The 14,276-nt window shown below is 73.1% G+C and carries 8 protein-coding genes; 3 read left to right on the top strand and 5 right to left on the bottom strand.

The genetic code is table 11. The annotated features are described in order from the left end of the window. Positions 1–36 precede the first annotated feature (36 nt). On the bottom strand, positions 37–1,128 hold the full coding sequence (locus tag WMF29_RS11270) for a type III polyketide synthase (protein ID WP_437328839.1): 1,092 nt from the start codon (positions 1,126–1,128) through the stop codon (positions 37–39). Positions 1,129–2,100: 972 nt separating this feature from the next. Between WMF29_RS11270 and WMF29_RS11265 the strand changes: the two genes are divergently transcribed. Further along, positions 2,101–2,511 carry a hypothetical protein gene (locus tag WMF29_RS11265; RefSeq protein ID WP_272102927.1) on the top strand — a complete coding sequence of 137 codons (411 nt, stop codon included), beginning with the start codon at positions 2,101–2,103 and terminating at the stop codon, positions 2,509–2,511. A 343-nt stretch (positions 2,512–2,854) separates the two neighbouring features. Continuing rightward, entirely contained in the window at positions 2,855–3,853 is a 999-nt protein-coding gene (locus WMF29_RS11260; RefSeq protein ID WP_437328838.1) for an OmpA/MotB family protein, read from the top strand. A 45-nt stretch (positions 3,854–3,898) separates the two neighbouring features. Here WMF29_RS11260 and WMF29_RS11255 read toward each other — a convergent pair whose 3' ends face one another. The 4 genes from WMF29_RS11255 to WMF29_RS11240 form a co-directional block, all read right to left on the bottom strand. Further along, positions 3,899–6,523 carry a VIT domain-containing protein gene (locus WMF29_RS11255; RefSeq protein WP_437328837.1) on the bottom strand — a complete coding sequence of 875 codons (2,625 nt, stop codon included), beginning with the start codon at positions 6,521–6,523 and terminating at the stop codon, positions 3,899–3,901. Beyond that, positions 6,520–6,987, bottom strand: coding sequence for a helix-turn-helix domain-containing protein (locus WMF29_RS11250; RefSeq protein WP_437331104.1), 468 nt, complete (start codon positions 6,985–6,987; stop codon positions 6,520–6,522). Before WMF29_RS11250 ends, WMF29_RS11255 begins: the two co-directional genes overlap by 4 nt. Positions 6,988–7,167: 180 nt before the next feature. After that, positions 7,168–9,150, bottom strand: a complete 1,983-nt coding sequence (locus tag WMF29_RS11245) for a hypothetical protein (protein ID WP_437328836.1) — start codon at positions 9,148–9,150, stop codon at positions 7,168–7,170. Between the two features lie 120 nt (positions 9,151–9,270). Beyond that, positions 9,271–10,104: a class I SAM-dependent methyltransferase gene (locus tag WMF29_RS11240; RefSeq protein ID WP_437328835.1), complete on the bottom strand. Its 834-nt coding sequence runs from the start codon at positions 10,102–10,104 to the stop codon at positions 9,271–9,273. Between the two features lie 206 nt (positions 10,105–10,310). Between WMF29_RS11240 and WMF29_RS11235 the strand changes: the two genes are divergently transcribed. Beyond that, positions 10,311–14,276 (top strand): serine/threonine-protein kinase, encoded by a 3,966-nt coding sequence (locus WMF29_RS11235; protein ID WP_437328834.1) that lies wholly within the window; start codon positions 10,311–10,313, stop codon positions 14,274–14,276.

Raw genomic sequence — 14,276 nt, 5'->3', positions numbered from 1 at the left:
CACACGATTTACACGGCAGGAGCGACAGGGCCGCTGTCACGCGGCGGCGGACGAACGCCCTCCGCCCCTGCTCTGGCCGTGAGCGTTCACCCAGGAACCGACGGCCATCTCCGCCGTGATCCCCGGGCCGAACCCCGCGATCACGCCGCGCGCGCCGTCGGGCATCGGCCTGTCCGCGAACAGGCGTCCTAGAGAGTCGAGCACCACCGCGCTCGCGATGTTGCCGTACTCCGTCAGCGTGGCCCTGCTGTACCGGAACGCCTCCTGGGGCACCTCCAGGTACTTGCACAGATCGTTGAGGATGCGCGGACCGCCCGCGTGGACGATGTAGAAGTCGAGGTTGCCCACGTCCCAGCCGTGGCTCGCGACGAGCCGGCGCATCACGGGGGCGAGGGGCTTCATAGTCCCGGGCACCCGCTTGTCGAGCCGGAAGTGAAACCCGGTGTCCTTGACGGCGTACGAGATCCACTCCTCGGTGTCCGGGATGAGATAAGCCTCGTTCCGCTCCAGCCGGATGCCGGTGCCTCCGCTGCCCCGGACGACGACCGCGCCCACCGCGTCCCCGAAGAGGCCGTCGGACAGGAGCGATCCGACGTCATCGTCCGTCGGCTGGTAGCAGAGGGAGCAGAACTCGCAGGCCACGATGAGCGCGTTGGCCTGCGGGTGGGCCGCGCAGAAGTCGTGCGCGCGGTTGATGGCCGCCGCCCCGGCCGCGCAGCCGAGCTGCGCCATCGGGATCTGCCGCGTGTCGTGCCGGAAGCCCATGGCGTTGATCAGATGGGCCGTCATAGACGGCATCATGAAGCCGGTGCACGAGACGAAGATGATGGCGTCGATGTCCCGCGCCGTGAGCTCGGCGTTCTCCAGCGCCTGCCGTATCACCGGCGGCACCCGGCGCTTGGCCTCCCGTTCGTAAATTCTATTTCGGATCTCGAAGCCAGGGTGAGCGAGCGCCTGCTCCAGAGGCTGCACGATGTGCCGCTTCTGCACCCCGGTGCCGTTGATGAGCCGCAGCACGAGCTTCAGCTGCGGGTTTCTCGCGTGCAGCCGCTCCGCCAGCTTCAGCGTATCTTCCCGCGTGATGATGAACTCCGGAACCGCGACTTCCGGCCTGCACAGTGTGGCCATACTTCCCCCCTACACATGATGAACTCGGAACGTCCGGCGTCGGCCGAGCCGCAGCGAACGGCGCCATGGAGCGGCACACGGAAGCAAGGACGTCGCGTCGATCTACCGCGCTACCGCGCCGTCGGCTCTGCAAAGCCCGGAATTCCCTCCGGACGCCCATGGCGCCGCAGCGTCAGGCCGCCAACGATTCCATCGAGTACCGCAGGAAACACACATCGTCAATGGAAGGCGCGCGATTCCTAACAAGCTGTGTCCAACCAGCGAACACCAGACTCGCCATCCGTGCTCAACGTCGATTGTTCCTCATCCGTGGACGCGTGCGTCCGCGCTCCCCGCCGGAGCGCAGCGCGGGCGGCGGCGCGCCGCGTTCCGCGCTGCGAGCGCGCCAGACGCACCCGGGTCTGCCCCGGGCAAGCCATCTCTCGCGCTCGCAGCGCAGCGCGGACGGCGCCCCCCAGCGGGCGAGCATTGGCGCGCACGTTCAGAGTCGCAGTCTCGCGCGATCGCCCTCTCGGCGCCGACCCGCGTTTTCCATGTCAGGCGCTGAACGCGCGGTCATCGTGCGCCAGCCCCGGTGTGTCGAGCGGCCCAGATCGCTCGCGGCGGCGCGAGGCTTCGTCAGGCCACATGAGGATTCCTGAGCAGCGTGGGCGGCGGGAGGCCCCGCGCATCGCCGGCGGCGCTCGCGAACATGGGTGTTCCCGCGCGAACGACCGATGGATCGATGCCTTTCATCGGAGCCCTGCTATCGTGGGGTCAGGGGCCAATGTGGTCCGCCTCCACACGGTCCCCGCAGGCGCCATTCCTGCTTTTACCGTCAACTTCGTCTCGCGACGTAAATCCACCGATGCCTGCCGCTGCGACGAGCGGCGTGAGCTCGCCATCGATAGCACCTCTCACGCGCGGGAACGAAGGACGAAGGCGAGAAAACCGGTTCAACGACGACGGGGATCCACCGTGAGCGCGCACAACATGACATCGCTGCATACGGACAGCACGACGAGCACGACGACGCCCGCATCGGCCGAAAACCACGAAAGCAACGCGATCGATCGGCCATCGCTCCGGAGCGCGGCGCCTCCGGAGCTCGAACCGACGCTGCGCCGAACGCCCGAGGACGGCCAGGGGCGAGGCGCCGACACCCAGATGACCGCGAGCCTCTTCTCGACGTCGACATCGAAGACGCCGGGAGAGATCGACTCGGCCATGAAGATCCTGGCCAAGTCGGTCGCGCGGGAGCTGAGCAAGCATGGATATGGTCCCCGGGAGGCGATCGTCCTCTCGACGGAGCTCGTGCGGCTCATCTCTGCCGAGCTCGAGCAACGCCGGAAAGTGCACCAGGCCTCGCTGCCGAACGGCGCCGGCCACGAGCGCCTGTCGTAGGCACGCTCACCCGCACGGCCAGCGAGCGCGGGACCGCGCGCAGGCGGATCGATCCCGGACCGGATCGGTCCCTCGGCCCGGTCCGCTGCCGAGGTCTCCGAGGCCGGGGCGCGCGCCCCGGCCCGTGGGGCCGCGCGCGTCGACAGATGGCGCGCGACGAGCGCATCCCGCGCTCGGGGGCGCCCCGAACCTGGCCCAGACGCGGCCCGAGCCTGGCCCGAACGTGGATTGAGCACCGCCCGCGCCTTGTGGGATCACGGCCGCTCGGATAGGCTCCCGCCCGCTCAGCGCACCGGCGCGAGGAGGATGGATCCGGATGATCCGGCGAGAAGGAGCCTGCCAAGTGCAATTGCCTGTTTCGGGTGTCGCAGAGGTGAGCGCGAAGGGGCGCGCCGACGTCTCCCCTCCCCGCGCTGTCCGGGCCGCTTTCGCCGGGCGCGGCCTGGCCGCGCTGCTCGCGTCAGCGCTCCTCGCCGGGTGCGGCTACACCGAGTTCGAATGGCAAGCTCAGCTCGACCGGTCCGAGCGCCTCCAGCGCGAGCTCGTGGCCAGCCAGGCGCGGGTCCGCCAGCTGGAGGAGCAGGGCCCGCGCGGCGGCGCCGCGGCCGAGCCGCGCTGGGCGAACGATCCGATCTCGGGCCTCGACGTCGGCCTGGGCGCGACGCCGTCGCGCGGCGAGCCGGCCGGGGCCCGCCCGGCGTCGGAGCGCGACAGCGACGTCCTGAGGGCGTTCCTGCCGGTCGCCGCCGGAGAGGTCACGGTCGCGCCGCGCGACGGCCGCGTGGTCATCTCGATCCCGAGCCGGGTCCTGTTCAAGGGGAACCGCGACGCGCTCTCCCCGGCGGGGGAGAAGGTGCTGCGGGACATCGCCGCGATCATCCGCGGCAACGAGCCGCTCAAGGGCCTCGGCTACCAGGTCGTCGGCCACACGGCGAGCGGCGCGCCGGGCGTGGCCTGGCGCAACGGCTGGGACGTGACGGTCGCCCAGGCGCGCGCCGTGCTGCTCTTCCTGGCGCAGCCCAAGGAGGCCGGCGTGCCCCTCGCGCGGCTCAGCCTGGCGAGCTTCGCCGATCTGCCGCCTGCCGACGCGGGCGGAGGCGCCCCGGCGCAACCGCCGGAGCCGCGCGTGGAGATCGTGATCGAGGGGACAGCGCAGCTCCCGGAGGGCCCCGTTCGCCCTGCAGGCGCGGCACCGACGGGTGCGGCACCGACGGGTGCGGCACCGGCTAGCGCAGCGCCGGCTGGCGCAGCGCCGGCTGGCGCAGCGCCGGCTGGCGCAGCACCGGCGGGCGCGGCCCGCCCGGGAGCTGGCACGAAGGGTGGGGACGACACGTATCCGTGAGAGCGACGCGAGGGCTGCCGCGGCCATCCGGCCGCGGTGAGCCCGTCATGCGCCGCGCAGCGTGTCGACCCTTCTCCTGAGCGCCGCAGCGTCCCCGAGCTCGCCCAGCAGCGCGCGCACCGCCTCCGGCGCGGCGGCCGCCACGGCGTCGCGGACCTGCGCGCGCAGCCGCCGACCGCTCGCGGCGAGGTAGGCTGCCGCCAGCGCTGCGGCCACCTCCCCGTCGGCGCCGCCGCGCTGGAGGAGAGCCCCGGCCAGCGCGCAGAGCGCCTCGATCGCCTTGGCGACCTGGGCGCCGTAGATGGGGTGGGCCGAGTCGACGCCCTCGTCATGGCACGCCGCGAGACACAGGGCCGTGCTGGAGAGCCGGCCGAGATCGGTCGAGTCGCCGCGCTCCCAGAGCCCGGACGCGAGCTGCTCCTCGAAGAGGCGCCCCAGGCCGTCGCCCTGGGACGGGACCCCACCAGGAACGGCGCTCGGCGCCGGCGCGACGGCCGGGGCCGGCGCGGGCACGTGGTGCGGGGGGCCGCCCGGCGCGGCGGCGGCAGGGGGCGCGGCCCAGCTCGCCGCCCGGTCCGCCGAGCCGCGCGCGGCCGCGGCCCCCTCGGTCGGCTGGAAGAGCTGCTTGGCGCGCGCCAGCAAGCCTCGCGCGGCCGGCGCCGACCTGGGCGGGGCGGAGGGCGCCGCGGGAGCGGGCGCCCCGGGAGCGGCCGCGGAGGCCCTGGCCCTCATGACGACCGGACCGCCGATCATCGGGCCACCCCCGCTCAGCGGCATCGCGGCGTACACGGCGGCCGGCGCCGCCGGGCCGCGGTGGCTCGACATCCCCCACCCCGCCGGCGCGCTCACCGGCACGGGCCGCGCCTCGGGCTGCCCGTGGGCCCGCCGGTCGCCCGTCCGCCGCTCGATCACGACGAACGACGCGTGCTTCGACGCCACCCGGTGCCGGACCGCGAGGTCCACGATGCGCTTCCGCATCGCCTCGGCGCGCTTGCCGGACAGCCCGCGCTCCGACTCCTCGAGCTCGCGCACCCGCGCGCCCGCCCACAGCGCCTCGAGGCCGGGCCGCGACGCCTCCGCCGCGAGCTCGACCGGCACCTCGAGATGAAAGCGCTCCCCGCGCAGGGTCCCACGTAGCGAGAGGCGCCCCATCCCCGGCTGCCCGTAGCGGCCGTAGAGCACCCACGGCTCCCCGTCGACGAGCGCGGGGCGCTCGGCCGGCGCGAGCTCGCCGACGTCGATCCCCTCGAAGCGCGCCTCCAGCCCGGTGACCCGGACCGCCGTCGCCCGCGCGAACTGGGCCGTGACCTTCTCGTCGATGCGCTCGCCCGGGTGGATGAACTCCGCGGCGCCCTCCGTCCGGCGCGCGAGATCGTTCACCAGCACGTCGCTCACGTTCGTGCCGATGCCGAACGTGTAGATCCGCACCCCCTTGCCCCGCTCGACGACGCGCTCGACGATCTGCGCCTCGTTGCCCACCTGGCCGTCCGTGAGCAGCACGACCACGCGGTCTCGCTCCGCGTCGCCGAGCATGCCCATGGCCGCGAGCAGCGGCTCCAGCATCTCCGTCCCGCCGTCCGCGCGGAGGCCCTCGACGAACGCGTCCGCGGCCTTGAGCGACGCCTGTGTGAACGGGGCGAGCGACGGCTCGAGCGACCGGAAACCGCTGGAAAACGCGATCACCCCGAACCGATCCCCCTCGGCGAGGTGGCGGAGGCAAAGCCGGAGCGCCCGCTTCGCCTGGTCGATCGACTCGCCCTGCATGGATCCCGACACGTCGACGACGAACACGACGTCGCGCCGGGACGACGCCCGCTTCGCGTGTGCATGCGTGTCGAAGAGGTCCGGCACCACGGTGAGGGCAAAGGTCCCCTCCTGGCCAGGGGTCCTGTCGCACACCACACCTGCCTGAACGCCCGGCGCGCCCGCCGCGAGCAGCACGATGTCCCGATCGAGCGCGGCCTTGTCGTTCGGGAGCGAGACCCGCTGGCGATACCCCTCTTCGCGGCGCACCGAGAGCGCGTGCGAGGGGCTCTCGATCGCGACGTCGCGCCCGAGATCGAAGACGATATCCACGGTGATCCCGTAGTCGACCCGCGCGATCTCGGGGGAGATGCGGTCGGCGTCGGGCACGTCGCCCGTGGGCTCCTGGACGCCGTGCGCGGTCCGGTCGCCCCCGGTCGCGCCCGGCATGTAGCGGGGTGCGACGAGGGTCGGGATCATGAGCCGCAGCGCCCCCTCGTCGGCCGTGAGCGCCTGCACGAACACGACCTCGACGACCGTCTCCTCCCCGGGAAGGAGGTTGCCGACGCTCGCCGTGAACACGTTGCGCCGCTCCTCGTCGAGCAGCGCCGCGCCGTGGCCTGTGGCGATCGCCTCGTCGTAGGCCTGGAACGCCTCTTCACGCTCCTTGACCTCCCCCTCGAGCCTGCGGCCGGCGCACTCCATCGCGAAGCCCGCGATGCTCGCCTCGCCCGGGAGCGGGAAGGTGTAGATCGCCTCGATCGGCCGGCGCTCCTCGTTCCGGTAGCGCTGCCGCACGACGAGCCGCGCCGCGCCGCCGAGGACCTCGCCCGAGAGGGAGACGCCGAGCAGCGGGACCGGGTGGCCCTCGGAGGAGCGAAGGCACGACATCGGCGACGGGTGCGAAGGATCGTGGGAGGGGTTCATCGCGAGCCTTTCGGGGCAAGGGTTGTGTAGCGAGACTCGATATCGAGGGCGATGCGCCGCGAGCGCTCCGGGGCGTCGGTCCGCACGTGGAGCTCCACCCCGTCGGCGATCTCGACCCGCTCCCAGCGCTCGCCGCGCGGGGCGCCGGAGCCGACGGGCGGAGCCGCGGCGACCTCCTCCGGGGCGGCGCAGCGCGTGCCCGGATCGCGCGGCGGCGCCCCCGCGGCGATGCGCTCGATCTCGTCGAGGCCCGCGCCCGCGAGGCGCGCCTGGATCTCCTCGAGCGGCAGGTGCGCCAGCTGGAGGACCTTGATGGCGCGGAGCCGCGCGAGGTGCTCTCGCCCGTAGGAGGTGTCCTTCCCGCGGAACTCCGGCGCCGGAAGGAGCCCGCGCTGCACGTAATACCGCACCGTGCGCGGCGCCACCCCCGCCTCGCCCGCGAGCTCGTCGAGCTTGTACGTCATCACGAGGAGCACCCTGCATCGAGACACTACAACTGTCAAGTATACAGTTTCAGTCCCTCCGCGCCCCGGCATCTTCGGCGCAAGGTGGAGCAGGGAGCCGGGGAGATGGGGAGATCTGGGATTTTTCTCCTCGCCTCCTTGCCTCCCTGTGGACTTTCCCGGAAAATTCGCGGGGACGTTTCAGAGCAGGTACTTGACCCCGAAGCCGAACTCGATGAACCCGAGCCCAGCCGGGTCCGAGACGACATCGGCCTTCCTGTTCCAGAGGAACTTGTAGCGATAGCAGGTGCCGTCGCACCCCTCCTGATCCTCCTTCTTGAAGGGCGCCGCCAGGCGCAGGGAAGCGCCGGCGGAGACGACGAGGTGCTTCGAGAGGGCGGGCACGCCGACCATCACCTCGATCCGAGGGGTCACGGCGTTCAGGAGGACGCGGCCCGAATCCTCGTACTCGACCGCCTCCGAGCGCCTGAGCGCGAGCTCGCTCAGCGGGGCGAGGAGGTCGATGAAGGAGGGTTGGAGGGCGAGATAATAGGCGTCCGTATAACGCACGACGCCGCGCAGGTTGATGGTGTTCGCGGACGGCACGATCCTCGGCGATCCGCCCTCGCCGTCGATGTAGCTCGGGCTCCACGACACGCGCAGCCCCATGTCCGGCCTGTAGAAGGCGTGACCCCACGGGCGATCCATGCCGCCCCCCGTGCCCAGCTCCCGGAGCACCTCGACGGAGGCCTCCCGGAACACGGCCCGGTCGGCGTCCGAAGGTACCTTGTCGTTGGCCGTCGCGAGCACGTAGACGAGGACCGCCTCGGCGAAGCGCCGGTAGATCTCGACCTGATCCCCCTCGCCTCCGGGCCGCGAGGAGAAGAACGTCCTGATCGCGCGGCTCGCTGCCTCCCCGTACTCGCCCTGGCCGGCGAGCCGGATCGCCGGCCAGAGGTCCGCCTGGAGGTCGCCGATCTTCGTCAGCGCCGAGGACTGTCGCTCGATCTGAGCGCAGACCTGGCCGATCAGGTCCCTGTCACAGAGATCGCGGAGCGCGCCGCCGGCGGCGCCGATGACGTTCACGAAGCTCACGAGCTCCAGGTTGCTCGCGCCGCCCCGGGTGCCGATGTTCCACTGGACCCGGAGGCGATCGAGGTTGCTCAACCTGGAGCGCAGCTCCCGGGCCCGAGCGGCGGCGTCTGCCTCCCCGGCGGCAGGTGCGGCGGACGCGGCGGGCACGGCAGACAAGAGGACAGGGATGATCTCGTCGAGCTTCTTGCCGCCGCGCAGGACGTCTCGCGTGACCAGGACCGCCTCGTCCAGGAGTGCTCTCCTCGCGGCGTCGTCCGTCACCTCGAGGGCCTTCGCCGCGGTCGCCCCGACCACGACCGCGGCTGCCCTGATGAAGTGCTCCTCCGCCAGGGCGTCTTTCCTCTGGAGAATGGCGCGGACGGCGAACGCGAGCTCGCACGCGTAGCTGGTCCCTGACGCGGCGCTCGCGCCGCAATCCTTCTCGAGCGGCGATGGCGCGCCGGCGTCGGTGACGCCCGACGCGAGCTCCTCCCTGAGCACGGAGATACAGGTGTTCAACGACCGCGGGTCGAGCCTCGTCCACGTCAGCTTGCTGGCCGCCGCGCGCTCGGCGCGGGCGTCGTCGGCGCTCGCGAACTTGTGGAGGAGCTCGATGCTCTGCGTCCCCTGCGGCTTCTTTATCTGGCCCTCGTTCGACGTCAGCCCGACATAGACCATGTGCCCCGCGAAGCCCGCGACCTCGTCCGTGACGCTCGTCCGGATCGCGCTGAACTGCCGCCGGAAGACCCGCTGGAGCGTGAGAGGGAAATAGGTGAGGATCGGGAACCCGCTCCGCAGGATGGGCTTCAGCGCGTCGCGCCGCTTCTCGAGCGCGTCCTTCTCGGGGCCCGCCGCCGCGTCTTCGAGCTTGTCGAGGATCCCTGCGTATTCTTCGAGGCGCTGATCCACGCTCGCCAGGCGCGCCGTCTGGCACACCAGGTTCGGGGCGACCGCCTCGGCGACCTCCCGCTGGATCAGATCCTCGATGATGTCCCTCACGTCCTCGTAGACCGCGTCGGCGATCTGCGCGCGCGCCGTTCCCGCGAAGCTGATCACCGCCATCGCAGCGGCCGCGCACGAGATCGCGATCTTCCGGTGGTGTCTCGCCATGGCACTCTCTCGGCTGTCGCTCGATGGACGGCCAGCTCGCTCCCATCGCAGCACGACCCGCGGCGGGAGACCATCGCGCCTTCGACGGTCCCTCCGGCGCGTCACCGACGGGTCAGCCGGTCAGACCGACGCGATCGTCACCCCGATCCCTGGCAGCGCCTCGACCCAGTACACCGACGAGAACCCCGCTTCGGTGAACATCCGCTGGAACTCCTCCCCCGTCCGGTGCTGGACGAACCCCGGGTCCGCGAGCACCGAGATCGTCCGCGCCAGCTCGATGAACCACGCGGGCCCGGGATCGGCGATGAACGCCTTCCCGTGAGGCGCCAGCACCGTCCGGAACGCGCGCGCGGCGGCCGCGCCGTCCGGGTAATGGTGAAACGACAGGCAGCAGAAGATCGCGTCGAAATAGCCCTCGAACGCGGCCGGCGGCCGCGCCACGTCGGCCTGGAAGAAGGCCATGTTCCGGCACCCCGCCGCCCGCGCGTTGCGGTGGGCCGTCTCCACCATGCCTCGCGAGAGATCGGCGGCGATCACCTCCCCCTCCGGGACCAGCCGCGAGAGCTGGATTGCCGCGCTCCCCGGCCCGGCGGACGGATCCAGGATCCTCGCGTTCCGCGCCAGGTGCGGCCGGAGGAGCTCGATCACCTCGGCGACGATCGGATCCGAAAAGGGGCGGACCAGAGCGTCATAGTCCGCCGAGTGCGCGTCGAACTCGCGCACGCCCTCGTAGTCGTCCGGCTCGGCCGGGAGGAGCTCGGGCTCGCCGTGCTGGAGCGTGAGCCGCTGCCCGCCCCCCGCCGGGACGCCGTGCGCCGGCGGCGCGCCGAGCGTCGCGGGCACGTAGAGGCCGAGCTTCTTCCGGTAGATCGCCGGCTGAAACACGGCCGCGTTCCACCAGTGCAGCGAGAGCGCCAGCTGGTGCATGAGGTAGAGTCGAATCTGGTCGTTCACGGCGGATCTCCTCGCTGACTCCAACTCGCGCCCTTTGCCAACACCGGCGGTGCCTCGCGGCGGCGCGCCGCTCCCGCGCAGGGTAGGCGTTGACCGCCGAGCGCCCTACCCGATATAGTGCCTTCGAAACAGGGCTCACGGCCCGGACGCATCGCCCCTGGCCCGCCCTGAACCGCGGCGCCCATCGCGCCTGACGAGGAGACCCAATGAGCCTGTCCCCATCGTTCGCAGGGACAGCGAGGTTCGACGTGCGCGCCGAGCTCGGCCACGGCGCGATGGGCACGGTGTACCGCGTGTACGACCGCGAGCTCGAGACCGAGGTCGCGCTCAAGACCATGCGCCGCCTCGGCCCCAGGGAGCTCCTCCAGCTGAAAGCGGAGTTCCGTTCCCGGGCCGGCGTCACGCACCCGAACCTCGTCGAGCTCCACGAGCTCTTCGTCGGTGAGGACCTCTGCTTCTTCACGATGGAGCTCGTCGACGGGCAGGATCTGTCGAGCTGGCTCCGGCGGGATCTCGCCCTCTCCGGCGGCGCCGCCGCGGCCGACTCCGCCCTCCTCGGCAGCACGCTCGGCGAGGTCGTCGAGAGCGGCACGGCGCCCGTGGACTGGGCCCGCCACGCGATGGCCGAGCAGGCGCTCGCCGCCGGCGCCCCGCCGCTTCACCGCGTTCAACCGGCGCTGCGCGCGCTCGCCGCCGCGGCGCCGGCCGCCACGACAGCCGCGTCGTGGTCGCGCCTGCGGCGCGCCCTGGCAGGGCTGGTGGAGGCGCTGCACGCGCTGCACGAGTCGGGCCGCGTCCACCGTGACGTGAAGCCGGCCAACGTGCTCGTGGCGCCGGGCGATCGCGTCGTCCTCTTCGACTTCGGCCTTGTCACGGAGCTGCGCGCGGCGGAGGCGGACGGCGGCGCGCAGAGGATCGCCGGGACCCCAGCCTACATGGCGCCCGAGCAAGCGCTCCGGGAGACCGTCACGCGCGCCGCGGATCTCTACGCGGTGGGGGTCATCCTCTACGAGGCGCTCACCGGCGCGCTCCCGTTCTCCGGCGAGGTGGCGACGCTCCTCCACAACAAGGTCCACCTGACCCCGCGGCCCGCGCGCGCCATCGCGCCGGACGCGCCGGCAGACCTCGCGGAGCTCGCGATGGATCTCCTCTCGCGCTCGCCCGAGCGGCGCCCCACCGCCGAGCAGTGCATCGCCCGGCTGACGCGAGGACGCGACGCCATCGCTGCCACGGGCGCGCTCGTCGGCGCGCCGGCCGCAGGGCGGCGCCGCCCGTTCGTCGGCCGCGCGGACGAGATCGCGGCGCTCCAGGACGCCGTCGACGAGGTCGCCGAGCTGCGGCGGCAGGTCACGGTGCACATCCACGGGCCTTCGGGGATGGGGAAATCCACGCTCGCGCGGGAGTTCCTCGCGAGCCAGCGCCTCGCCGGCGCCCCGCTGATCCTCGAGGGGCGCTGCCATCCGCAGGAGAGCGTGCCGTACAAGGCGCTCGACGCGGCGGTCGACGCGATCGCGCGCTTCCTCGACACCCTGCCCCCGGCCGAGGTCGAGGAGCTGCTCCCGCCGAACGCCCACGCGCTCCTCCGCCTCTTCCCCGTGCTGGCGAAGTTCCCCGCGTTCCGCGGCGCGGCGGTCCCCGCGGCGCTGCCCGAGGCCATCGAGCTCCGGGCCCAGGGCGCCACGGCGCTGCGCGAGCTCGTCGCCCGCGTCGCGGAGCGCCGCGATCTCATCCTGTGGCTCGACGACGTGCAGTGGGGCGACGTCGACTCCGCGCCGCTCCTCGACGAGCTCTTGCGCGCCCCGGCGCCGCCGTTCCTCCTCCTCCTGACGTACCGGACCGACGAGCGCGAGACGAGCCCCCTCCTGCGGCACCTCTCGAGCGGCGCGCGCGACGCCGGGCCGTCTCGGGTCGTCACGATCGCGCTCGGCGCGCTCGGGGCCGAGGAGGTCGCCGAGCTCGCGCGCGGCTTCCTCGGCGTCCAGGGGCCCGCGATGCAGCGGCAGCTCCAGGCCATCGTCGCCCATGCGGAGGGCAACCCGTTCATCGCCGGCGAGATGGCCCGCTACCTCGACGCGCGCGCCGCCGGACGTGCGAGCGGCGGCGCCGAGGCGCTGCCGGAGCACCTCGACGCCGCGCAGGTCGTGCTGACGCGGATCCGGTCGCTCCCGCCCGAGCAGCGGGCCCTGCTGGAGGTCGCGGCGGTCGCCGGCGGCCCCGTCGAGCGCAGCGTCGCGCTCGACGCCGCGGGGCTCGGAGAGCGGGCGCGGCCGCTCGTCGTCCAGCTCCGCGACGCGAACCTGCTGCGCGAGGTCGCCGCTGGCGGCGCGATCGCCGTCGCCGCGTACCACGACCGGATCCGCGAGGTCCTCGTCGGCGCGATGGCGGACGGCGAGCGCCGGGCGAGGCACCGCGGCATCGCGGAGGCGCTCACGGCGCGCGCCTCCACCGATTTCGACGCGTTGCTGCTCCACTGGGAAGGCGCGGGCGATCGCGCTCGCGCCGGGCAGCACGCGATCCGCGCCGCGGATCGCGCCGCCGCCGCGCTCGCCTTCGACAACGCGGCCGCCCTGTACGAGAAGAGCCTCGCCCTCCTCGGCGACAGCGCCGAGCGCCCGGGGCTGCTCGAGCGGCTGGGCGAGGTCCTCGCGAACCGCGGCCGCGCGCCCGAGGCCGCGGAGCGCTACCTCGAGGCCGCGGCCGCGCTCACCGGCGCCGGCGCGAGCCGCCGCGTCAGCGATCTGAAGCGGCGCGCGGCGGAGCAGTACATCAAGAGCGGCCGCTTCGAGCAGGGGTGGGGCGAGATGCGCGCGGTGCTCGAGGAGCTCGGCATCCCCGTGCCGGGCTCGGCGCTCGGCACCGTCGGAACGGCGATGCTCCGGCGGATCGCGTTCCTGGCGCGCCCCGTGGAGGTCGAGCGCAAGGTGTTCACTCCGGCGCCGCCGGACGAGCAGCACCGGATGGACGTGCTCTGGAGCGCCACGACGAGCTGGGCGATCGTGAACTACACGCTCTCGGATCTGTTCCGGCTGATGCACCTGCGCCGGGCGGTCGCGTCGGGCAACGCCTCGGAGCTCTGCAGGGCGCTCGCCTACGAGGCGTCCATGGAGGCGCACGTCGGCGGGCGCTTCTTCGACGGCAACGTCCGGAAGCTGCTCGCGAAGGTCGAGCACCTGGCGCAGCGCACGGGCGATCCGTACGACCGGGCGTGGCAGCACCTCGCGCTCGCGAACGTCGGCTACACGGGCGGGCGGTGGCGCGAGACGGCCGAGGCGTGCGCGCGGGCGGACGAGGTGTTCCGCGAGCGGTGCCCGGGCTCGGCGTGGGAGCGCGTCACCGTGGCGGTGTTCTTCCACCAGACGCTCGCCATGCTCGGCGATCTCACGAGGCTGCGCGGGCGGCTCGCGGAGCTCCAGAAGGACGCGGCGCTGCGGGGGGACATCCACGCGAGCTGCGAGGCGTACATCAACGAGCCGGCGCTCGTCTGGCTCGCCGACGACAGGATCGGAGAGGCGCGCGAGCGGGCCTCGCAGGCGCTCGCGGCGCAGTCGACGCGGGCCCCGCGGTGGCCCGTGAACGCGTACCGGCGGCAGCAGTACGCGGACCTCGTCGCCGCCGTCTACGCGGGGGCTTACCAGGGCGATCCCTGGCCGGCGTGGGCGGCGGTGGAGGCGCAGTGGCCGGCGATCAAGGCGGCGTTCCTCCTGCCGTTGCGGATCACCGGGCTCTTCATCCGGCACGCGCGCGCCCGGGCCGCCCTGGCCGCGGCCGCTGCCCTGCCCAACGACCGCTGCACGCCTCCGGCAGGCGTCGGCCGGGGCTGGACGAGGAGGGCGCTCCTCGAGGACGCGCGGGGGCAGGCGGAGGCCATCGCCCGGGATCCGGCCGGGTGCGCGGCGCCGCTGGCCAGCCTGGTGCGCGCGGGGCTCGCGCGCCTCGGCGGCGAGGGGTTCGCGGCGCAGCGGGAGCTCGCGCGGGCGATCGAGGGGTTCGATCGGCACGAGATGGCGCTCTACCGGGAGGCGGCGCGCTACGCCCTCGGCGAGCTCCGCGGCGGCGCGGAGGGGGCGGGGCTGGTGCGCCGGGCCGAGGCGTGGATGGCGGAGCAGGGCGTCAAGAAGCCGCGATCGCTCGTCGCGGCGATGGCGCCCGGGCTGGTGCTCACGCGCGGGTAG

This window comes from Sorangium sp. So ce381 (genome assembly GCF_051473845.1).
Classification (GTDB): domain Bacteria; phylum Myxococcota_A; class Polyangia; order Polyangiales; family Polyangiaceae; genus Sorangium; species Sorangium atrum.
This window is presented reverse-complemented; position numbering and strand designations above follow the sequence as displayed.